General features: G+C 61.6%; 22 protein-coding genes. 14 read left to right on the forward strand and 8 right to left on the reverse strand.

Annotation, left to right across the window (positions count from 1 at the left end; translation table 11 throughout):
• Together M5B98_RS04580 and M5B98_RS04585 are read right to left on the reverse strand one after the other, a co-directional pair.
• A complete protein-coding gene (locus M5B98_RS04580) occupies window positions 1-312 on the reverse strand; it encodes an AzlD domain-containing protein (RefSeq protein WP_139831893.1) in 312 nt (103 codons plus the stop codon).
• Window positions 312-1010 carry an AzlC family ABC transporter permease gene (locus M5B98_RS04585; protein ID WP_085711402.1) on the reverse strand — a complete coding sequence of 233 codons (699 nt, stop codon included), beginning with the start codon at window positions 1008-1010 and terminating at the stop codon, window positions 312-314. The genes M5B98_RS04580 and M5B98_RS04585 overlap by 1 nt, the downstream gene beginning before the upstream one ends.
• 154 nt (window positions 1011-1164) lie before the next feature.
• Between M5B98_RS04585 and M5B98_RS04590 the strand changes: the two genes are divergently transcribed.
• Window positions 1165-1551 carry a DUF2784 domain-containing protein gene (locus M5B98_RS04590; protein ID WP_114883708.1) on the forward strand — a complete coding sequence of 129 codons (387 nt, stop codon included), beginning with the start codon at window positions 1165-1167 and terminating at the stop codon, window positions 1549-1551.
• On the opposite strand, the gene M5B98_RS04595 is transcribed toward M5B98_RS04590, so the two are convergent.
• A complete protein-coding gene (locus tag M5B98_RS04595) occupies window positions 1548-2069 on the reverse strand; it encodes a DUF3087 domain-containing protein (RefSeq protein WP_248741977.1) in 522 nt (173 codons plus the stop codon). The two genes, M5B98_RS04590 and M5B98_RS04595, sit on opposite strands and share 4 nt — an antisense overlap.
• Between M5B98_RS04595 and M5B98_RS04600 the strand changes: the two genes are divergently transcribed.
• From M5B98_RS04600 to M5B98_RS04615, 4 genes are all read left to right on the forward strand, one after another.
• Window positions 2055-2285 carry a hypothetical protein gene (locus tag M5B98_RS04600; RefSeq protein ID WP_248741978.1) on the forward strand — a complete coding sequence of 77 codons (231 nt, stop codon included), beginning with the start codon at window positions 2055-2057 and terminating at the stop codon, window positions 2283-2285. The two genes, M5B98_RS04595 and M5B98_RS04600, sit on opposite strands and share 15 nt — an antisense overlap.
• Window positions 2282-3655: a nucleotide 5'-monophosphate nucleosidase PpnN gene (gene ppnN, locus M5B98_RS04605; RefSeq protein WP_085711405.1), complete on the forward strand. Its 1374-nt coding sequence runs from the start codon at window positions 2282-2284 to the stop codon at window positions 3653-3655. The genes M5B98_RS04600 and ppnN overlap by 4 nt, the downstream gene beginning before the upstream one ends.
• Window positions 3656-3818: 163 nt before the next feature.
• Window positions 3819-4553 carry a substrate-binding periplasmic protein gene (locus M5B98_RS04610; RefSeq protein WP_248741979.1) on the forward strand — a complete coding sequence of 245 codons (735 nt, stop codon included), beginning with the start codon at window positions 3819-3821 and terminating at the stop codon, window positions 4551-4553.
• A 108-nt stretch (window positions 4554-4661) separates the two neighbouring features.
• Window positions 4662-4871: a hypothetical protein gene (locus M5B98_RS04615; RefSeq protein ID WP_248741980.1), complete on the forward strand. Its 210-nt coding sequence runs from the start codon at window positions 4662-4664 to the stop codon at window positions 4869-4871.
• Here the strand turns inward: M5B98_RS04615 and M5B98_RS04620 are convergent.
• From M5B98_RS04620 to M5B98_RS04630, 3 genes are all read right to left on the reverse strand, one after another.
• The gene (locus M5B98_RS04620) at window positions 4865-6283 is read right to left on the reverse strand and encodes an FAD/NAD(P)-binding protein (RefSeq protein ID WP_248741981.1); all 1419 of its coding nucleotides are present in this window, start codon (window positions 6281-6283) and stop codon (window positions 4865-4867) included. The genes M5B98_RS04615 and M5B98_RS04620 overlap by 7 nt on opposite strands.
• Before the next feature lie 59 nt (window positions 6284-6342).
• Entirely contained in the window at window positions 6343-7746 is a 1404-nt protein-coding gene (locus M5B98_RS04625; protein WP_248741982.1) for an LLM class flavin-dependent oxidoreductase, read from the reverse strand.
• Window positions 7747-7962: 216 nt separating this feature from the next.
• On the reverse strand, window positions 7963-8526 hold the full coding sequence (locus tag M5B98_RS04630; RefSeq protein WP_134826383.1) for a helix-turn-helix domain-containing protein: 564 nt from the start codon (window positions 8524-8526) through the stop codon (window positions 7963-7965).
• A gap of 85 nt (window positions 8527-8611) precedes the next feature.
• Here M5B98_RS04630 and M5B98_RS04635 point away from each other — a divergent pair, with 85 nt between their 5' ends.
• From M5B98_RS04635 to M5B98_RS04665, 7 genes are all read left to right on the forward strand, one after another.
• Window positions 8612-9550 (forward strand): DMT family transporter, encoded by a 939-nt coding sequence (locus M5B98_RS04635; RefSeq protein ID WP_248741983.1) that lies wholly within the window; start codon window positions 8612-8614, stop codon window positions 9548-9550.
• 106 nt (window positions 9551-9656) lie between these two features.
• On the forward strand, window positions 9657-12557 hold the full coding sequence (locus M5B98_RS04640) for a monovalent cation/H+ antiporter subunit A (RefSeq protein ID WP_248740875.1): 2901 nt from the start codon (window positions 9657-9659) through the stop codon (window positions 12555-12557).
• Entirely contained in the window at window positions 12557-12901 is a 345-nt protein-coding gene (locus tag M5B98_RS04645) for a Na+/H+ antiporter subunit C (protein WP_003192163.1), read from the forward strand. Before M5B98_RS04640 ends, M5B98_RS04645 begins: the two co-directional genes overlap by 1 nt.
• On the forward strand, window positions 12898-14577 hold the full coding sequence (locus M5B98_RS04650; protein WP_248741984.1) for a monovalent cation/H+ antiporter subunit D: 1680 nt from the start codon (window positions 12898-12900) through the stop codon (window positions 14575-14577). Before M5B98_RS04645 ends, M5B98_RS04650 begins: the two co-directional genes overlap by 4 nt.
• On the forward strand, window positions 14574-15062 hold the full coding sequence (locus M5B98_RS04655; RefSeq protein WP_248741985.1) for a Na+/H+ antiporter subunit E: 489 nt from the start codon (window positions 14574-14576) through the stop codon (window positions 15060-15062). Before M5B98_RS04650 ends, M5B98_RS04655 begins: the two co-directional genes overlap by 4 nt.
• Complete coding sequence (locus M5B98_RS04660) at window positions 15059-15337, forward strand: K+/H+ antiporter subunit F (RefSeq protein ID WP_003225959.1); 279 nt, start codon at window positions 15059-15061, stop codon at window positions 15335-15337. Before M5B98_RS04655 ends, M5B98_RS04660 begins: the two co-directional genes overlap by 4 nt.
• Entirely contained in the window at window positions 15334-15696 is a 363-nt protein-coding gene (locus tag M5B98_RS04665; RefSeq protein WP_085711416.1) for a Na+/H+ antiporter subunit G, read from the forward strand. The genes M5B98_RS04660 and M5B98_RS04665 overlap by 4 nt, the downstream gene beginning before the upstream one ends.
• Here M5B98_RS04665 and M5B98_RS04670 read toward each other — a convergent pair.
• The gene (locus M5B98_RS04670) at window positions 15693-16133 is read right to left on the reverse strand and encodes a DUF3995 domain-containing protein (protein WP_248741986.1); all 441 of its coding nucleotides are present in this window, start codon (window positions 16131-16133) and stop codon (window positions 15693-15695) included. The genes M5B98_RS04665 and M5B98_RS04670 overlap by 4 nt on opposite strands.
• 94 nt (window positions 16134-16227) lie before the next feature.
• On the opposite strand from M5B98_RS04670, the gene M5B98_RS04675 reads away from it, so the two are divergent.
• Both M5B98_RS04675 and M5B98_RS04680 read left to right on the forward strand, forming a co-directional pair.
• A complete protein-coding gene (locus tag M5B98_RS04675; protein WP_096820149.1) occupies window positions 16228-16614 on the forward strand; it encodes a DUF2946 domain-containing protein in 387 nt (128 codons plus the stop codon).
• Window positions 16615-16707: 93 nt separating this feature from the next.
• On the forward strand, window positions 16708-18840 hold the full coding sequence (locus tag M5B98_RS04680; RefSeq protein ID WP_248741987.1) for a TonB-dependent receptor: 2133 nt from the start codon (window positions 16708-16710) through the stop codon (window positions 18838-18840).
• 37 nt (window positions 18841-18877) lie between these two features.
• Here M5B98_RS04680 and M5B98_RS04685 read toward each other — a convergent pair whose 3' ends face one another.
• Window positions 18878-19891, reverse strand: a complete 1014-nt coding sequence (locus M5B98_RS04685; protein WP_248741988.1) for an ABC transporter substrate-binding protein — start codon at window positions 19889-19891, stop codon at window positions 18878-18880.
• Window positions 19892-19895 lie beyond the last annotated feature (4 nt).

A 19895-nucleotide genomic window follows, 5' to 3' on the forward strand; every position in this document is an offset into this window, starting at 1 on the left:
TTACAACCACCAGCGCAACAGAAAGAAGAACGCCATGCTCAAGAGCATGCTAAGCAACGTATTACGCGTGTAGATCACAAGTGCGATGGCGACTAATGAACTCAGCAAATAGGGATTGTCCCACTGCAAATTCAGCTGTTTGTCCGGCATGAACACAATCGGCCCGCAAATCGCGGTCAACATGCCCGGTACGGCGAAACCCAGAAACTGCCGCGCATTGCTGCTCAAACGCACCGGCAGGCGCGGTTCGAGAAACACGTAGCGGTTGAGGAACACCAGAATTCCCATGCCGAAAATCACTGCCCAGATCATCATGTGCGCTCCCGATACAGCTTGTTGCAGATAAACCCGGCCATCATTCCCGCCAGCCCCGACAGCACCAGCGCCGAACCCCACTGCCAGTAACTGAACAGCACCGAGCAGAACAACGACACCGCCACGCAAACCACCGTCGGCACATTGCGCACCACCGGGGTGATCAGGGCGATGAAGGTCGCGGCAATCGAAAAGTCCAGCCCCAGGTGCTCAAGCCCCGGAATGCTGCTGCCGAGCACGATGCCGGCCAGGGTGAAGAGGTTCCAGGCGATGTAGAACGTCAGGCCGACGCCCAAGGCATACCAGCGATTGAACTGCTGACGATCGTGCTGACTGGTCAGGGCGAACAATTCGTCCGTGAGCAAAAAGCCCAGGCCGATGCGCCAGCGCCCCGGCAACGGCGAAATCACGTGGCGCATGCTCATGCCGTAGAGCAAATGCTGCGACGTCAGCAGCAGCGTGGTCAGCAGAATCGAGAAGATCCCGGCACCGCCCTTGAGCATGCCGATCGCCACCAATTGCGCAGCACCGGCAAACACAATGGTGGACAAACCCTGCCCCTGCAGTGGCGTGAGGTTGGCTTCGATCGCCATGGAGCCGGCCAGCAGCCCCCACGGCGCGGTCGCCAAGGATAACGGCATGATCGCCGCGGCTCCGCGAAGAAAGGCACTGCGCGGCATTAATGAGTCAGACATAACGCTCTTCAACCGTGAGACAAGACCCCGGACTCTGCCAGCAAATACCTTTTGCTGGCTTGAACAATCTTGCGCAGTTGCCGGAAATCGCCCAGCTGCAAACCGATTAGCGGCGTACCATGACAGCCATTCACATCTGCGTCAGGGAGACGACATGCTGTATCGAATTGCCGCCGACGGGCTGGTGCTGTTTCACCTTTCGTTCATTCTGTTCGTGCTGTTCGGCGGGCTATTGGTGCTCAAGTGGCACCGAGTGGCCTGGCTGCATTTGCCGGCCGCCACCTGGGGCGTGATGGTCGAGGTGTTGCACCTGACCTGCCCGCTGACCTACTGGGAAAACCTGATGCGCCACGCCGCCGGGCAAACCGAGTATGCCGGCGGTTTCATCGAGCATTATGTCTGGCCGATCATCTACCCCGCAGGGCTGACCCCGCAGATCCAGCTGGCACTGGGCAGCGTGGTGCTGGTGATCAACCTGCTGGTGTACGGGCGTCTGATCCGCCAGTGGCAACTGCGCCGCGCTGCACGCATCCCGTTTTAACGCGACTTCAAGGTTTCCAGCCAGACCGGATCGAGGCGCGGCTGATCGGTGTCCAGACCGAGCGCTTCCATCCGAGCCTTGTGTGCTTCGACTTCCCGATGCAATTGCCCATGATCGCTGGAGTTGCCATCCAGTTCATGCATTTGCGTCAGGCCAAGGTGATAGAAACGCAGTACTTTCATCGCCGTCGGATCGCCCTTCTCGACCGCCGCCGTCACCTGATGCATGACATTGGTGACGCTCATCAGGCTGCGCTTGAGCCGCCAGCCGTACACCGCCGGGGCCATCCAGGTCTGGTTCCAGAAACGCCCGCGCAACAACGCTGCCGTCAACAGAAATGCGCCGAAGACACCGCCGACATTGAACCGCAGGTTATCCCCGCCCGGCTCGCCGAACAGCGCCACCGCCACGGTCGAAAACGCCATCGCCAGCACCAGGAACAGCACCGCGATAATCAGCGTGCTGCGCCGGGTCTGCTGGCGATAGGTGATGGCATCGATCGGTTGAATCTCGAACATCGCGACAGGCTTCCATGGCTTGAAATAAAAAGAGGCTGGCGCATTATCGCCTCTGAGGCGGATTTAGCTATGCTGGAGCTCCTTTTCATCTTTTCATCGTCCAGCGGGGGACATGGCGATACCACGCAGATCGTGCCATCTTCATTCATGGATACACTCTATTCGGATGCCATTGGCCAGGCCGGCAATGACATCGTTTTAAGGATCACTGCATGACCCAACGACACGTAATCAATGCCTCGGTCAGCCCAAAAGGCAGCCTGGAAACCCTTTCCCAACGTGAAGTTCAGCAACTGAGCCAGGCCGGAACCGGCAGTACCTACACCCTCTTTCGCCAGTGCGCCCTGGCAATCCTCAATACCGGCGCCCATGTCGACAACGCGAAAACCATTCTGGAAGCCTACAAAGACTTCGAAATCCGCATCCACCAGCAGGATCGCGGCGTGCGTCTGGAATTGCTGAACGCCCCGGCCGACGCCTTCGTCGACGGCGAAATGATCGCCAGCACCCGGGAAATGCTGTTCAGCGCCCTGCGCGACATCGTCTACACCGAGAACGAACTCGACGCTCTGAGCATCGACCTCAGCACCTCCCAGGGCATCAGCGACTACGTCTTCCACCTGTTGCGCAACGCACGCACCCTGCGCCCGGGCGTCGAGCCGAAAATCGTCGTGTGCTGGGGCGGCCACTCGATCAATACCGAAGAATACAAATACACCAAGAAAGTCGGCCACGAACTGGGCCTGCGCAGCCTCGACATCTGCACCGGCTGCGGCCCGGGCGTGATGAAAGGCCCGATGAAAGGCGCGACCATCGCCCACGCCAAGCAACGCATCCACGGCGGCCGCTACCTGGGCCTGACCGAGCCGGGCATCATCGCTGCCGAAGCGCCGAACCCGATCGTCAATGAGCTGGTGATCCTGCCGGACATCGAAAAACGCCTGGAAGCCTTCGTCCGCGTCGGCCACGGCATCATCATTTTCCCGGGCGGCGCCGGTACTGCCGAAGAATTCCTGTATCTGCTGGGCATCCTGATGCACCCGGACAACGCCGGCCTGCCGTTCCCGGTAATTCTCACCGGACCGAAACATGCCGCGCCGTACCTGGAACAGCTCGACGCCTTCGTCACCGCCACCCTCGGCGAGGCAGCCAAGCAGCATTACGAAATCATCATCGACGACCCGGCCGAAGTGGCGCGGCAGATGACGGCGGGCCTCAAGGCCGTGAAACAGTTCCGCCGCGAGCGCAACGACGCGTTCCACTTCAACTGGCTGCTGAAGATCGACGAAGGCTTCCAGCGCCCGTTCGACCCGACCCACGAAAACATGGCCAACCTGAAGCTGCACCGCGATCAGCCGGCCCATGAACTGGCGGCCAACCTGCGCCGTGCCTTCTCCGGGATCGTTGCCGGCAACGTCAAGGACAAGGGCATTCGCCTGATCGAAGAACACGGCCCGTACCAGATCCGTGGCGACGCCGCGATCATGCAACCGCTCGATCTGCTGCTCAAAGCCTTTGTCGCCCAGCACCGGATGAAACTGCCGGGTGGCGCGGCGTATGTGCCGTGCTATCGCGTGGTGTCCTGACCCTGCGTGATGGATGCAGCCTTGTGGGAGCAAACGCGCTCCCACAAGGCGCATCGCCACTACCAAACCGCCCTGCTCTCTGACACAAAAGCCCCGCTGATTCCCCACGACAGCCACCGCGCGCGCGTACTAAGCTGGGCGATTGAATTTTCAGGGACGATCCATGAAACGTTTTGCCGCCTGCCTGTTGTCTCTTCTGGCCCTGACAGCCAATGCGGCAGATCTGCAACTGCTCACCGACAACCATCCTCCGCTGCATTTCCTTCAGGGCGACCAACTGGTGGGCTTCGGCGTGGACGTGGTGCAGGCCCTGGCAGCGCAGACCGGCGATCGCATTCACCTCCAGCAAGTGCCATTGCTGCGTGCCCTGCGCATGGCCAGCGAGACGCCGGACACCGGGGTATTTACCGTGCTGCGCACCGACGCACGGGATGACCGCTACCAATGGGTCGGGCCACTGATCGAAGTGGAAACCGCGCTGTATGCCCACGACAACTTCCAGCCACCGGTCCGCAGCCTGCGCGAGGCCGATCACCTGGGGCGGATCACCGTGCCGCGCAAATGGCTGGTCTACAGCTATCTGCAGGAACAGGACCTGAGCAACCTCTATGGTGTGGAAACCCCGGAGCAGATGATGCGTCTGTTCAGTCTCGGGCGAACCGACTTCGTGGTGTCCGACACGCTGTCCAGCGCGTCCCTCGCCCGCGAGCAAGGCATGGAGCCGGGGCGTTTGCAGTATCAGATACCGCTGATGAAGCGCGACACCTATATCGCGTTCTCCCGCCAGACCGATCCCAAACAGGTTGCACGCTGGCAGCAGGCGCTGGATACCCTGCGCGCCGACGGCCGTCTGGAGAAAATGCGCCAGCGCTGGCTGAGCAATACCCTGCCGCGCTGATCAAGCATCAACGTCTTTGATAACAACTATCTGAAAAGGTGTTTTTTCTTCTGGCGTCTGTAGCCCTAAAGTGGCAGTCATCTTCCTCCCACTTTCTGGTACAGACCCATGAAAGACTTCATTGCCCTTGGGTTTATCGTCGCCCTGATCGGTGCCACTTCCGCCGCAATCGCCAGCGCACATGGCCACGGGCCGGCGGTCGCCATGACCGGCACCCTGAATGTCGACACCGTTGGCATTGACCGTGAGGCCAGGGGCAGTGTGGAGCAGAATCTTTACGTCGCGCAAAACGACTCCGGGTTCGGCTACGACTATTGAGCCACCAGCCGCACGGCCAGCGTCTTGGCCTGCGACGCGACATCGGTCACCGCCGTACTTTCCCACCACATCCCTCTCAGTGGCGGGCCCATCGCGAACAGTCGTTGTGACACCTTTCCCTGCGCATCCAGCACCGCACCGTCTACCGCCGCCGCAATCCCCAGCGCCAACGGCCCCGGTTGCACCAGCCCACGGGCCAGCAACTGCTGCGGCAAGGGCCGGTCGACCCGGCGCCAATCGTATTCGATACCGCTGGAATTGATCAGCGCCGCGCCCTTCACCACGTGAGTTTCGCTTTCGCCCCGACGGCGGACGCGAATGCCGACACCACCGCCCGACACCGGCTCAAGGCCTTTATAGGACGCGGCATGAATATGCAGACGCCCTTCACGGTGCAGACGTTCGACCAGCTCTGCACTCAGCGGCGGCGAGCGATGGTGATGGCTTTCCCACCACGGCCGCACATGCCGCACGAATTGCCGTCGCTGTACGTCGCTCGCCTGGCTCCATAGCCGACCAATATGCGCGCGCACCGTATCCAGCGGCGCCTGCCAGTCGATGCCTTGCTCGATTGCTTCCCGACAATGCCGGCGCAATTCACGCAGTAACTGACGTGGCGTGCGGATACCTTGATCCTCGGCGAGGAAGTCCACCCACGCCGGCGGTTGCCGACGCACATGGGGCAGCAGCCCATGCCGGGAAAACACCTCGATCGGCCCGCGATGTCCGGCCTGCTCCAGCGAAACCACGGCATCGACCATGGTCAGGCCGGAGCCGATGATCAGTACCGTCGATTGCGGATCGAGCTCGCGCATGGCGCACACATCCCACGGATCGAGCCCCGCGGCGTTGAGACCGCTGGATTGCTTTTGTGGCGTGCGGGCAGCCGGGAACATCCCGGTGGCGAGCACCGCAAAAGCGCCTTGCAGTCGCTGGCCGTCACCCAAGGTGAGCTGCACCGAATCCGCCGAAGTCTGCACATCAACCACTTCGGCGCGAACATGTTCGACCGTCGAGCCATGCTGCGCGCCCACCTGCTGCGCTTCGGCCAGTCGCTGCTGCACATAGACACCGAACAGCCCCCGTGGCGGAAACAGTTCACTGACCGGCACATGTTGCTCATCCGACTCCGGCCAGCCGCCAGCGGCAATGTGAGCGGTCAGCCATTGAGTCAGATCGTCGGCATTGTCCGGATCGACGCTCATTCGCGCCGCGTTACCGTTAAGCGTGTGGTCCAGCTCTACTGCGCTGTACGCTTCACCCCGGCCCAGTTCGGCCCGAGGTTCGATCACCAGAATCTGCCGCCGGCCCGGCAGGCGCAGCAGTTGCACCGCCAGCATTGCTCCACTGAGGCCGCCGCCGACAATCAGGATGTCGGCGTGACGGATCGCGGTCGTATCGGTTTGAGTCATGCCGTTCTCGCTGCCAAGGGTTTGCTCAAGTCAGTGTCGTGCAGACGCTGCGAGCGAGTCTAGACAGACGCGACCTTTTTCTCCTGCCGATGCAGCTCGCCCAGATTTCGATACCCGCTGCCCGGATGAATCCCCGGCAACCTCGCTCCTTCGCCAAACAGCTTTTCGCGCAACGTCCCAGGTGCGTAATCGGTCTTGTAGACGCCACGCTTCTGCAACTCAGGCACCAGCAACTCCACGGCGTCAATGAAGGTTTCGTGGGTCAATGCGTAGGCCAGGTTGAAGCCGTCGACATCGGTTTCGTCGACCCATTCCTGCAACAGGTCCGCCACCGTTTCCGGGCTGCCGACGAACAACGGGCCGAAACCGCCGATGCCGACCCAGTCTGCGAGTTCATTTGGCGTCCAGACCTTGTTCGGATCCGCCGTGGAAAACGCCTCGACCGCCGATTGAATGGCGTTGGTGTGCGCGTGCTTGAGCGGTTCGTCCGGTTTGAAGCGGCTGAAGTCGATGCCGGTCCAGCCCGAAATCAGCGCCATCGCGCCCTCGTAACTCACCCAGGATTTGTACTCTTCGAACTTGGCTTTGGCCTTGGCATCGGTCTCGCCGAGGATCACGGTTTGCAGGTTGAAGATCAGGATCTTCGACGGATCGCGTCCGGCCTCGGCGGCGCGGCGGCGGATGTCGGCCACGGTTTTCTTCAGAAGCACTTTCGACGGTGCCGCGACAAATACACACTCGGCATGTTCGGCGGCAAACTGCTTGCCCCGGCTGGAAGCGCCGGCCTGATAGAGAACCGGCGTGCGCTGCGGCGACGGTTCACAAAGGTGAATGCCCGGCACCTGGAAGTGTTTACCGTGGTGGCGGATCTCGTGGATCTTGCTCGGATCACTGAAGATTCGCCGCTCGCGATCCCGCAGAATCGCGCCCTCTTCCCAACTGCCTTCCCAGAGTTTGTAGCAGACCTCCAGATATTCCTCGGCGAAGTCGTAGCGTGCGTCATGTTCGGTCTGGGCTTGCTGACCGATGTTCTTCGCGCCGCTCTCCAGATAAGAGGTGACGATGTTCCAGCCGGCACGGCCCTTAGTCAGGTGATCGAGGGTCGACAGGCGTCGGGCGAACGGATACGGATGTTCGAAGGACAACGAAGCGGTCAGACCGAACCCCAAGTGCTCGGTGACTAGCGCCATTGGCGGGATCAGTTGCAAAGGATCGTTGACCGGCACCTGCGCTGCCTGTCGGATGGCAGCTTCGCCGTTGCCGTTGTACACGTCGTAGATGCCCAAGACGTCGGCAATGAACAATCCGTCGAACTTGCCGCGCTCGAGGATTTTCGCCAGATCGGTCCAGTACTCCAGATCCTTGTACTGCCAGGAGCGATCCCGAGGGTGAGCCCACAGGCCCGGCGACTGGTGGCCGACGCAGTTCATGTCGAAGGCGTTGAGGCGGATTTCGCGGGGCATCAAGCGGCACTCCCGATGTTCAGGAGGCGTTTAGCGGTTTGATTTGAAGCGGTCATGTGAGGCGACTCCGTGGTTTCCGGATGAGGATCCAGAACCCTTAGCAGGAGTCATGCCTGAATATATTTTCGTTATTTATCAATAGATTGAGGAATCAACCTAAAGCAATCTGCACGAATAAAAGAGCAAACTGTTCATCTGCTGTCGGCCCTGCAACAGTCAGATCACTACATTGCGCACGAAGCGCGCCGCGACGTCCCCATCGTTGCGATAGGTGTGCGGCTGGTTGCTGGCGAACATGAAAAATTCCCCGGCGGCGATGTGCTGCGGCTGGTCGCCGAGCATCAGGGTCAGGCAGCCCTCGAACACGAAAATCTGCTCGCTCCAGCCTTCGGCATCCGCTTGCGAGGGATAGACCTCCCCCGGCTGCAGGCACCATTCCCACTGTTCCACTTCCCGGGTGGCCGCGGCCTTGGACAACAGCACCGCTTTGCTGCCGGGAATGCTGCCGGCCCAGGCCAGTTCGTTGATCCGGCTCGGGTCACGATTGTCCGGGGCCTGGATCAGATCGCTGAAGGCCACTTCGAGGGCTTCTGCGACGCGGTCGAGAGTGGTCAGGCTGACGTTTTTCTCACCGGCTTCGATCGCCACCAACATGCGCCGACTGACCCCGGACTTTTCCGCGAGAGTCGTCTGGCTCATGTCGGCGGCGTGGCGCAGGCGCCGGACGTTCTGACTGACGTGTTGCAGGACCGAGGCCCGCTGAACAGAATCTTTGTGCACTATATTGCTCACTGGCTGGGGTTGGGCAGTATACTGCGCAACATTTGGCGCATTGTGCGTCTCCTCCTCAAAAGTGCGCAAGGTCATGACGTCAGCCAACTCCCCCCAAACTTCCCTGCGGTTTTCCCGTTTCAGCAAAGCCGAGTGCGTGCTCGTGCTGATCACCATGCTGTGGGGCGGCACTTTTCTGCTGGTGCAGCACGCGATGACCGTCAGCGGCCCGATGTTTTTCGTTGGCCTGCGCTTTGCCGCAGCGGCGAGCATCGTGGCGCTGTTTTCGTGGAAGCACTTGCGTGAGCTGACCCTGTTCGAACTCAAGGCCGGCGCCTTCATCGGCGTGGCGATCCTGCTCGGTTATGGTTTGCAGACCGTTGGCTTACAGAGCATTCCGAGCAGCCAGTCGGCGTTCATCACTGCGCTGTACGTGCCGTTTGTGCCTTTGCTGCAATGGCTGGTGCTGGGCCGGCGTCCGGGTTTGATGCCGAGCATCGGCATCATGCTGGCGTTTACCGGGTTGATGCTGTTGTCGGGGCCGTCCGGGGCTTCATTGAATTTCAGTCCCGGCGAAATCGCCACGCTGATCAGTGCCATCGCCATAGCGGCCGAGATCATCCTGATCAGCACCTATGCGGGCCAGGTCGATGTGCGCCGGGTGACGGTGGTGCAACTGGCGACGACTTCGGCATTGTCGTTTCTGATGGTCGTGCCGACCGGTGAGGCGATTCCGGACTTCTCGTGGCTGTTGCTGAGCACTGCCCTGGGCCTGGGCGCGATGAGTGCGGCGATTCAGGTGGCCATGAACTGGGCGCAAAAAAGTGTTTCGCCTACCCGTGCGACCCTGATCTACGCGGGTGAGCCGGTGTGGGCCGGGATCGCCGGACGGATTGCCGGTGAGCGTCTGCCGGCGATTGCATTGGTGGGTGCGGGACTGATTGTGGCGGCGGTGATTGTCAGTGAGTTGAAGACCAAGGGCAAGGCGACACAAGCGGTCACAGAAGAGTTCGAGCGCGAGACAGAAGGCTAAGCGAGGTTTTTGCGACTACCTTGTAGGATTCAGAGACATCCTCGCGTTTGGTGATCCGGGAGCTGGCACGTATGATGCTTCACAAACTTCCGCAGATTAGAAGCCTATGTCCCTGATAGTTCTACTGCTTCTGCCTTTTGTGGGCAGCTGTCTGGCAGCCGTGCTGCCGCACAACGCACGTAACGCCGAATCCCTGCTGGCAGGCCTGGTCGCTTTGATCGGTACTGTCTCGGTCGCCCTGCTGTACCCGCAAATCGCCCATGGCGGCGTGATCCGCGAAGAATTCACGTGGTTGCCCAGCCTGGGGCTGAACTTTGTCCTGCGCATGGACGGCTTTGCGTGGCTGTTCTCCATGCTGGTGCTGGGCATCGGCACCCTCGTTTCCTTATATGCCCGTTATTACATGTCGCCGGATGACCCGGTGCCGCGTTTCTTCGCGTTCTTCCTGGCGTTCATGGGCGCCATGCTCGGGCTGGTGATTTCCGGCAACCTGATCCAGATCGTGTTCTTCTGGGAGCTGACCAGCCTCTTCTCGTTCCTGTTGATCGGCTACTGGCACCACCGCCACGATGCGCGCCGTGGTGCATATATGGCGTTGATGGTCACCGGTGCGGGAGGACTATGCCTGCTGGCGGGGGTCATGATCCTCGGCCATGTGGTCGGCAGCTATGACCTGGACAAGGTCCTGGCCGCCGGCGATCTGATTCGTGCACATGCCCTCTACCCCATCCTGCTTCCCCTCATTCTCATCGGCGCCCTCAGCAAAAGCGCCCAGTTCCCCTTCCACTTCTGGCTGCCCCACGCGATGGCGGCGCCGACACCGGTTTCGGCCTATCTGCACTCGGCGACCATGGTCAAGGCCGGGGTTTTCCTGCTCGCGCGGTTGTGGCCGTCGCTGTCCGGCAGCGAAGAATGGTTCTACATCGTCAGCGGCGCCGGTGCCGCCACTCTGTTGCTCGGCGCGTACTGCGCGATGTTCCAGAACGACCTCAAGGGTCTGCTGGCCTACTCAACGATCAGTCACCTCGGCCTGATCACGTTGCTGCTGGGCCTGAACAGTCCGCTGGCGGCCGTCGCAGCGGTGTTCCACATTCTCAACCATGCGACCTTCAAGGCTTCGCTGTTCATGGCCGCCGGGATCATCGACCACGAAAGTGGCACCCGCGACATCCGCAAGCTCAACGGTCTGTTCAAACTGATCCCGTTCACCGCCACGCTGGCGATGGTCGCCAGTGCCTCCATGGCCGGCGTACCGCTGCTCAATGGTTTCCTGTCGAAAGAAATGTTCTTCGCCGAAACCGTGTTCATCAATGCCACCGCGTGGGTTGAAGCGACTTTGCCAATCGTGGCGACCATCGCCGGCACGTTCAGCGTTGCCTACTCGCTGCGTTTCACCGTCGACGTGTTCTTCGGCCCCACCGCCACCGACCTGCCCCACACCCCGCACGAGCCACCACGCTGGATGCGCGCACCGGTTGAGCTGCTGGTGTTCACCTGCCTGCTGGTAGGGATTTTCCCGGCCCAGATCGTCGGCCCGTTGCTGGCGGCCGCTGCACTGCCGGTAGTCGGCGGCGTACTTCCGGAATACAGCCTGGCGATCTGGCACGGTCTCAACGCGCCGATGATCATGAGCCTGATTGCCATGTCCGGCGGCATCGTGGTCTATCTGCTGTTGCGCAATCAGCTCAAGCGCGGCCGCTTCAAATTCCCGCCGCTGGTGGGCCGCTTCAACGGCAAGCGCCTGTTCGAGCGCAGTCTGGTGGCGATGATGCGCCTGGCTCGGCGACTGGAGCGGCGGATCGGCACCAAACGCCTGCAAACCCAGCTGTTCCTGATGGTGCTGGCGGCGGTGCTCGCCGGCCTGATCCCGATGCTGCACAGCAGCCTGAGCTGGGGCGACCGGCCGAAGATTCCCGGCTCCATCGTGTTCGTGACCCTGTGGCTGCTGGCAATCGCCTGCGCCCTCGGCGCCGCGTGGCAGGCCAAGTATCACCGTCTCGCCGCCCTGACCATGGTCAGCGTCTGTGGCCTGATGACCTGCGTGACCTTCGTCTGGTTCTCGGCGCCGGACCTGGCCCTGACGCAACTGGTGGTCGAAGTGGTGACCACGGTGCTGATCCTGCTCGGCCTGCGTTGGCTGCCACGGCGGATCGAAGAGGTTTCGCCATTGCCAAGCAGTCTGCGAAAGGCCCGTGTGCGTCGTCTACGCGACTTGCTGTTGTCGATTGCCGTCGGCGGTGGCATGGCGCTGCTGTCCTACGCGATGCTGACCCGACAGACCCCCAACGACATTTCCTCGTTCTACCTGAGCCGCGCCCTGCCGGAAGGTGGCGGCAGCAACGTGGTCAACGTGATGCTGGTGGACTTCCGTGGTTTCGACACCCTCGGCGAAATCACCGTGCTGGTGGCCGTGGCGCTGACCGTATTCGCCCTGCTACGCCGCTTCCGCCCGCCGAAAGAAAGCCTGCAATTGCCAGCCCAGCAACGCCTGCTGGCGCCGGACGTGGTCACCGATCTGGTCAACCCGCGTTCGGCCAGCGACACCGCGCTCGGCTTCATGATGGTGCCGGCGGTGCTGGTGCGCCTGCTGCTGCCGATTGCACTGGTGGTTTCGTTCTATCTGTTCATGCGTGGACACAACCAGCCGGGTGGCGGTTTCGTTGCCGGCCTGGTGATGTCGGTGGCGTTCATCCTGCAATACATGGTCGCCGGCACCCAGTGGGTCGAGGCTCAAATGAGTCTGCGGCCGCTGCGCTGGATGGGCACCGGACTGTTGTTCGCCACGGTCACCGGACTCGGCGCGATGCTGGTGGGTTATCCGTTCCTCACCACGCATACCTGGCACTTCAGTTTGCCGGTGCTGGGCGATATCCATATCGCCAGTGCATTGTTCTTCGACATCGGCGTGTACGCGGTGGTGGTCGGATCGACCTTGTTGATCCTCACCGCCCTCGCCCACCAGTCGGTCCGGGGTCACAAAACCGCTGCCATCAAAGGAGCCGTCTGATGGAAGAAGTCATCGCAATCGCCATCGGAGTGCTCGCTGCCTCCGGCGTCTGGCTGATCCTGCGTCCGCGGACGTTCCAGGTGGTCATGGGCCTGTGCCTGCTGTCCTACGGCGTCAACCTGTTCATCTTCAGCATGGGCAGCCTGTTCATCGGCAAGGAACCGATCATCAAGGACGGCGTACCTCAGGACCTGCTCAATTACACCGACCCGCTGCCCCAGGCATTGGTACTGACGGCCATTGTCATCAGCTTCGCCATGACCGCGCTGTTCCTCGTGGTGCTGCTCGCATCGCGGGGCCTGACCGGCACCGACCACGTTGACGGTAGGGAGCCCAAGGAATGACGGCGATGACACACCTGATCGCCGCACCGATCCTGCTGCCGCTGCTGACCGCCGCCATCATGCTGATGCTCGGCGAAAAGCACCGGCCGCTGAAGGCGAAGATCAACCTGTTCTCCACCATGCTGGGCCTTGTGGTTTCCCTGCTGTTGCTGCAATGGACCCAGACCACCGGCGTACCCGGTTCGATCGGCGTCTACCTGCCGGGCAACTGGCAGGTGCCATTCGGCATCGTGCTGGTGGTCGATCGGCTGTCGGCCTTGATGCTGGTACTGACCGGCATCATCGGCGTCAGCGCCCTGCTGTTCGCCATGGCCCGCTGGGATGGTGCAGGCTCGAGCTTCCACGCGTTGTTCCAGATTCAGTTGATGGGCCTGTACGGCGCGTTCCTGACGGCGGACCTGTTCAACCTGTTCGTGTTCTTCGAAGTGCTGCTCGCGGCGTCCTACGGTTTGCTGCTCCACGGCTCGGGCCGGGCGCGGGTGTCGTCGGGGCTGCATTATATTTCGATCAACCTGCTGGCCTCGTCGCTGTTCCTGATTGGCGCGGCGCTGATCTATGGCGTCACCGGCACGTTGAACATGGCTGACCTCGCGATGAAGATTCCGCTGGTGCCGGAAGCCGACCGTGGCTTGCTGCATGCCGGCGCGGCGATTCTGGCGGTCGCGTTTCTGGCCAAGGCCGGGATGTGGCCGCTGAACTTCTGGCTGGTGCCGGCCTATTCCTCGGCCAGCGCGCCAGTGGCGGCGATGTTCGCAATCATGACCAAGGTCGGCGTCTATACCTTGCTGCGCCTGTGGACGCTGCTGTTCTCCGGGCAGGCCGGCGCTTCGGCCTACTTCGGCGGTGAATGGCTGATCTATGGCGGCATGGCGACCATGCTCTGCGCCGGCGTGGCGATCATCGCCGCACAACGCCTGGAGCGCATGGCCAGCCTGAGCATTCTGGTGTCGGCGGGGATTCTGCTGTCGGCCGTGGGTTTCGCCCAGCCGAACCTGATCGGCGCGGCGCTGTTCTATCTGGTCAGCTCGACCCTGGCCCTGAGCGCGCTGTTCCTGCTGGCGGAACTGATCGAACGTTCGCGCACCGCCGTCGAAGTGCCGCTGGAAGACGAAAACGAGCTGCTGCCGCGTCCGCAGCAATGGCAGCCGCCGGTCAAGGGCATCAACCTCGACGATGACCAGAAAGCCGTGGTCGGCCAGGTGATTCCGTGGACCATGGCCTTCCTCGGTCTGAGCTTCATTGCCTGTGCGCTGCTGATCATTGGCATGCCGCCGCTGTCGGGGTTCATTGGCAAGCTGAGCCTGATCGGCGCCCTGCTCAATCCGTTGGAGCTCGGCACTGGCGAACCGATCTCGAATGCTGCCTGGGCGTTGCTGGCACTGCTGATCCTCACCGGCCTCGGCTCGCTGATGGCGTTCTCGCGCCTGGGCATCCAGCGCTTCTGGTCGCCGGAGGAGCGCCCGTCACCCGTGTTGCGCAAACTGGAATGCACGCCGATTTTCCTGCTGCTCGGTCTGAGCATCGCCCTGACCTTCAAGGCTGAACCGCTGCTGCGTTACACCCATGCCGCCGCAGACGCGTTGAACAACCCGCAGCAATACGTGATGGCGGTGCTCGGCACCCGCGCCGTACCGAGCCCGGAAGCCAAGGCAGCGCTGCTGGAGGTGCAACCATGAAGCGCCTGTTTCCTGCTCCGTGGCTGTCACTTGCATTGTGGTTGCTGTGGCTGGTGCTGAACCTGTCGATCAGCCCCGGCAACCTGCTGCTGGGGGCGACGCTGGGTTTCTGCGCGCCGCTGATGATGCGCAAACTGCGCCCGCAACAGATCCATATCCGCCGCCCCGGCACAATCCTGCGATTGTTTCTGCTGGTCGGGCGTGACGTGATCGTCTCCAACCTGCAGGTGGCCTGGGGCGTTCTCAACGCCGGCCGCCGGCCGCCCCGCTCACGATTCGTCAAGGTGCCGCTGGACCTGCGCGATGCCAACGGTCTGGCAGCGCTGTCGATGATCTGTACGGTAGTGCCCGGCACGGTGTGGTCGGAACTGGCGCTGGACCGCAGCATTTTGTTGCTGCACGTCTGGGATCTGGATGACGAAGCGCAATTCATCGAGCACTTCAAGGTCACTTACGAGCAGCCATTGATGGAGATTTTCGAATGAGCCCGCTGCTGTCGAATGCGATTCTGCTGACGCTGTTCCTGTTCTCGCTGGCGATGGTGCTGACGCTGATTCGCCTGTTCAAAGGGCCGTCGGCACAGGACCGGGTACTGGCGCTGGACTACCTGTACATCGTCGCCATGCTGATGATGCTGACCCTGGGGATTCGTTACTCCAGCGACACCTATTTCGAAGCGGCGCTGCTGATCGCGCTGTTCGGTTTCGTCGGCTCGTTTGCCCTGGCGAAATTCCTGCTGCGTGGCGAGGTGATCGAATGAACGCTGAATTGTCTCTGTGGGTGGAAATCCCGGTGGCGATCCTGCTGGTGCTCAGCGGCGTGTTTGCCCTGATCGGCGCGACCGGCCTGTTGCGGATGAAGGACTATTTCCAGCGCATGCACCCGCCGGCGCTGGCCTCGACCCTGGGCGCGTGGTGCGTGGCGCTGGCGTCGATCATCTGCTTTTCCGCGCTCAAGTCCGGGCCGGTGCTGCACGCGTGGCTGATCCCGATCCTGCTGGCGATCACCGTGCCGGTAACCACCCTGCTGCTGGCGCGGGCGGCGTTGTTCCGCAAGCGCATGGCCGGCGACGATGTGCCGGCTGAAGTGAGCAGCCGACGCACCGAAAGCGGCAGCTAGATCCAGGCAACGGCCAACAGCCCGGCTCCCAATATCAGACACAGCGGCGAGTAGACCCAAGTGTCGAGCCGGGCAAAGCTTGATCCCTTCACTTCCTTGAAGAAACCCACCAGTTCCGAATCGCCGATCGCCCGCGCAAACATCAGCAGCGCAATAGCACTGATCACCCATTGCAACGCCCAGTGATGCACCGGCGAAAACCACCAACCTACTCTCATGCACACCAGTGCGGCAATCAGTAGCAGGGCCGCCGCTACCACCAGCGTGATCCAGCCTGACGGTTTGAACGCCGGTCTGAGCGTCTGCCCACTGTTATCCGCCGGAACCTGCGGTATCACCGCCACGGCCGCCCACTGTCCACCCATCGCCCAATACACATGCATCAGGCTGATCGCCGCAAATATCGTCACCAGCCATTGAGCCAACACAAAGGTCATGGTCGAGAATCCTTTCAAGAGGCTTGAACAAAACATCCTAGCCGGCATTTTTCCATGTGCACGACCGGTCGGCGGTGCGGTAAAGTGCCGCCCCATGAAATTCACCCGTTCCGATCGCTCACTGCTGGCCTGGATGCTCTATTGCTGCGTCCTGTTCAACGTGTTCGCCTGCAGCATCGGTCACGGGCAAATGGTCGGGATGCAGCTCAACGGAATCGGTGGCCAGTTCTGCGCCGTCGACCCGAGTACCCAGGCGCCACTCGCGTCCAATCCTTCCGAAGAAAAACTGCCAACCCTGGCCAAGGCTTTCGGTTGTCCGCTGTGCTCCACTGGCGGCATGGGCCCGGCGTTCAACTCCAGCCTGACCCTGGCGATCCTGCCGGAACAACACAGTCCGCCGCTGCCAGTCATCGTCAGCGCCGACCTCCCTGCCCGCTTCACCTGGCCTTCGGCCAACCCCCGCGCCCCGCCGCTCGCCTGAGTGTCTTTGCCTTTTTGATTTGTCAGCCCACTGCGCCAACGCGTGGCGTTCGCCTGTGCGCTGACTCCTAGACAAGCATTCAGGATTCAATCGATGAAACAACTTACCTTGCTGGCGAGCCTGTGCGGCTGCCTGTCCGTCAACGCCTGGGCCCAATCCACCGTGGATCTGGCACCGATCACCATTGACGGCGAGTCCGCCGCCGAACCGGGCCTGAGCCTCGACCAGTCCAGCGGCATGGCTTCACGCCTCGGCTTGAGCGTGCGCGACACCCCGGCCTCGGTGGCCATCGCCAATCGCAATGACATCGAGCGTCATGGCTCGCAAAACTTTCAGGACGCGGCCAACACTCTGCCGGGCGTGAACGCCAGTGCACCGCCGGGCTTCGGCGGTTTCGTCTCTTATCGAGGCTTTACCAGCAGCCAGATCACCCAGATGTTCAATGGCATCAATGTCTCTGGCGGACTGGCACGGCCGGTGGACTCGTGGATCTATGACCGGGTGGAACTGGTTGGCGGTCCGTCGTCGCTGATCAACGGCGCCGGCTCGGTCGGCGGCTCGCTGAACTACGTGACCAAACTGGCCACTCGCGACGAGCAAGTCGCCGAAGGCCGGGTCAGCTACGGCACCTACGACACCACCGAAACTGCGTTCGGCCTCAACCACGCTCTGAGTCAGCCCGGCGCCGACGTGCAGCATTACGCGCGCCTCGACGTCAGCCACAATACCAGCAACGGCTACATCGACCGTCAGGAACGCGATGCCTGGAGCATGGCGTTCTCGCTGCTCAGCGACCTGACGCCGAACCTGTCGCACACCCTGGCCCTGGAATATCAGGACGAACACGAAGACAGCCCGTACTGGGGCACCCCGGTGCTCAACCCCAAGGCTGGCGAGTTGAAAATCGACCGGCACAACCGCTTCAACAACTACAACGTCGAAGACGGCCGCTACGAGCAGCGGACGATCTGGGTGCGCTCGATCATCGACTACCGGATCAACGACAGCACGACCCTGCGCAACACGCTCTATCACCTCGACAGCCAGCGCGATTACCGCAACCTGGAAACCTACCAGTACAACGCCGACAACAGCGCAGTGAACCGCTCCACGGCCTATCAGGTCCGGCATCAGGGTGAGCAGGACGGCAACCAGTTCGAACTGCGCCATGACAACACCCTGTTCGGCCTCGCCACCACTTGGTCCGGCGGCTTCGAATACAAGGTCAACCAGACCACCAACTCGCCGCTGAACGTCAAAGGCGCGAGCACCGTGGACCCGAACAATTATCGTCCGGGGCATTTCTATGACATTCCGGGCACGAAGCCTGGTTTTGTCAGCGACAAGACCAACGAGGTCACCACCAAAGCCTTGTTCGCCGAGAACCGTCTCGCGCTGACCGACAAGCTTTCGTTGCTCACCGGCCTGCGCTACGACGACATCGACCTGGACGTAACCAACCATCGCACGGTGACGGCGAGCAACCCGCGCCATCTCAAGCGCAGCTGGGAGCCTGTCACCGGGCGCGTTGGGCTGACGTATCAGTTCATTCCGTCAGCCAATGTCTACGTGCAATACAGCACCGCCGCCGAACAACCCAACGGCACTCAGGACTTCGACGTTTCAACGGGCAAGCAATGGGAAATCGGCAGCAAGTTCGACTACCTGAACGGACGTGGGTCGGCGACAGTGGCCGCCTACACCATCGAGCGCAAGGACTTCGCAGTGACGGACCCACTGGACCCGACCAACAGCATTCCAGTCGGCCAGCAGACGTCAAAAGGCATCGAGATCGCCAGTTCTCTGCGGATCACCGACAAGCTGCTGGCCGAGGGCAATTTCGCCTGGGTCGATGCGCAATACGATGAGTTCAACGAGAAAAACGCCGCCGGCGTGGTGGTTTCACGCAAGGGCAACACGCCGACCAATGTGCCGGACCGGGTCGGCAATCTGTGGCTGACCTATGACTTTTCCCCACAGTGGCAAGGCGGGGTTGATGCGCGGTATGTGGCCTCGGTGTATGCGGACAATGCCAACACCATGACCGTGCCGTCGTACACCTTGTTCGGGAGTTTCCTCAGCTACAAGGTCGATTCGCACACCACCGTCACCGGCCGGGTGCGCAACCTGACCAACGAGGTGTATGCCGAATTCGCCCATGTGTCGCCTGCGTACTACCTGGGCACACCGCGCACCTTTGAGCTGGCCGTGCAGACCCGGTTCTGAAACACAGCGGCGAGGGAGAAACTCCCTCGCCGCACTGCTATAAACCTGCCTGAACCTTGTCCGCCACGTCCTTCGGCAACCACGCCTGCCACACATCCGGATGAGCCTTCATGAACGCTTCCGCCGCTTCCCGTGGTGGGGTGTGTTTCTCGCTCATATCAGCCAGCGCCTTGTTCAGTTCCTCGATCGGAAAATCGACTTTGCTGAAGAACGCCGCGATCTGCGGGTATTGCTTCTGGAATGGCGCAGACACCCCGATCGACAGCTTCGAGGCCAGTGAACGGGTCGGTTTCGGGTTGGGGTTGTCGGCGTCCGTCAAAGTCTTCCAGGCCTCGGCGTCGAACGGCGGCTCTTCCAGCTGCACCAGTTTGAACTTGCCGAGCAACGGCGTCGGCGACCAGTAATAGAACAGCACCGGTTTGCCCCGGCGGATCGACGAACTGATTTCGGCATCCAGCGCCGCACCGGAACCGCTGCGGAAATTGGTGAAGTCACCCTGCAACCCATAAGCCGTGAGCTTCTGTTTGTTCACCACTTCCGAGGTCCAGCCGATCGGGCTGTTAAGGAACCGCCCCTTGCTCGGAGTTTCCGGATCCTTGAACACGTCCTTGTACTTCTTCAGGTCACTGACACTGCGCAGGTCCGGCGCCAGTGGCTTGATGCCTTTGGCGGCATCGCCCTTGATCACGTATTCCGGCACCCACCAGCCTTCGGTGGCACCCTTGACCGTATCACCCAGGCTGGCGACCTTGCCTTCAGCCTCGGCCTTGACCCACACCGGACTGCGCCCGGCCCATTCCTCGCCGATCACCTGGATGTCATTGTTGGCGAGCGCGGTTTCCAGGGTAATGGTGGTGCCCGGCAGCGTATCCGTCGGCAGACCATAGCCCTTCTCGACGATGATCCGCAGGACATCGGTGATCAGGCTGCCGCTTTCCCAGTTCAGGTCCGCGAAGTGAATCGGGGTCTGTGCCGCATTGGCCGCCGGCACCGCAGCCATCAAGCCCATTGTGGCCAGCCCTGCGGCCAGCAACCGTCGAAATCCGTTCATGCTT

This window comes from Pseudomonas sp. MWU12-3088, assembly GCF_023242405.1.
In the GTDB taxonomy this organism is placed as follows: domain Bacteria; phylum Pseudomonadota; class Gammaproteobacteria; order Pseudomonadales; family Pseudomonadaceae; genus Aquipseudomonas; species Aquipseudomonas kribbensis.

Excerpts from the sequence above, each read along its gene's own strand:
- M5B98_RS04580 (WP_139831893.1), bottom strand. The coding sequence starts at position 312 with ATGATCTGGGCAGTGATTTTCGGCATGGGAATTCTGGTGTTCCTCAAC.
- M5B98_RS04585 (WP_085711402.1), bottom strand. The coding sequence starts at position 1,010 with ATGTCTGACTCATTAATGCCGCGCAGTGCCTTTCTTCGCGGAGCCGCG.
- M5B98_RS04590 (WP_114883708.1), top strand. The coding sequence starts at position 1,165 with ATGCTGTATCGAATTGCCGCCGACGGGCTGGTGCTGTTTCACCTTTCG.
- M5B98_RS04595 (WP_248741977.1), bottom strand. The coding sequence starts at position 2,069 with ATGTTCGAGATTCAACCGATCGATGCCATCACCTATCGCCAGCAGACC.
- ppnN (WP_085711405.1), top strand. The coding sequence starts at position 2,282 with ATGACCCAACGACACGTAATCAATGCCTCGGTCAGCCCAAAAGGCAGC.
- M5B98_RS04610 (WP_248741979.1), top strand. The coding sequence starts at position 3,819 with ATGAAACGTTTTGCCGCCTGCCTGTTGTCTCTTCTGGCCCTGACAGCC.
- M5B98_RS04615 (WP_248741980.1), top strand. The coding sequence starts at position 4,662 with ATGAAAGACTTCATTGCCCTTGGGTTTATCGTCGCCCTGATCGGTGCC.
- M5B98_RS04620 (WP_248741981.1), bottom strand. The coding sequence starts at position 6,283 with ATGACTCAAACCGATACGACCGCGATCCGTCACGCCGACATCCTGATT.
- M5B98_RS04625 (WP_248741982.1), bottom strand. The coding sequence starts at position 7,746 with ATGCCCCGCGAAATCCGCCTCAACGCCTTCGACATGAACTGCGTCGGC.
- M5B98_RS04635 (WP_248741983.1), top strand. The coding sequence starts at position 8,612 with ATGACGTCAGCCAACTCCCCCCAAACTTCCCTGCGGTTTTCCCGTTTC.
- M5B98_RS04640 (WP_248740875.1), top strand. The coding sequence starts at position 9,657 with ATGTCCCTGATAGTTCTACTGCTTCTGCCTTTTGTGGGCAGCTGTCTG.
- M5B98_RS04645 (WP_003192163.1), top strand. The coding sequence starts at position 12,557 with ATGGAAGAAGTCATCGCAATCGCCATCGGAGTGCTCGCTGCCTCCGGC.
- M5B98_RS04650 (WP_248741984.1), top strand. The coding sequence starts at position 12,898 with ATGACGGCGATGACACACCTGATCGCCGCACCGATCCTGCTGCCGCTG.
- M5B98_RS04655 (WP_248741985.1), top strand. The coding sequence starts at position 14,574 with ATGAAGCGCCTGTTTCCTGCTCCGTGGCTGTCACTTGCATTGTGGTTG.
- M5B98_RS04660 (WP_003225959.1), top strand. The coding sequence starts at position 15,059 with ATGAGCCCGCTGCTGTCGAATGCGATTCTGCTGACGCTGTTCCTGTTC.
- M5B98_RS04665 (WP_085711416.1), top strand. The coding sequence starts at position 15,334 with ATGAACGCTGAATTGTCTCTGTGGGTGGAAATCCCGGTGGCGATCCTG.
- M5B98_RS04670 (WP_248741986.1), bottom strand. The coding sequence starts at position 16,133 with ATGACCTTTGTGTTGGCTCAATGGCTGGTGACGATATTTGCGGCGATC.
- M5B98_RS04675 (WP_096820149.1), top strand. The coding sequence starts at position 16,228 with ATGAAATTCACCCGTTCCGATCGCTCACTGCTGGCCTGGATGCTCTAT.
- M5B98_RS04680 (WP_248741987.1), top strand. The coding sequence starts at position 16,708 with ATGAAACAACTTACCTTGCTGGCGAGCCTGTGCGGCTGCCTGTCCGTC.
- M5B98_RS04685 (WP_248741988.1), bottom strand. The coding sequence starts at position 19,891 with ATGAACGGATTTCGACGGTTGCTGGCCGCAGGGCTGGCCACAATGGGC.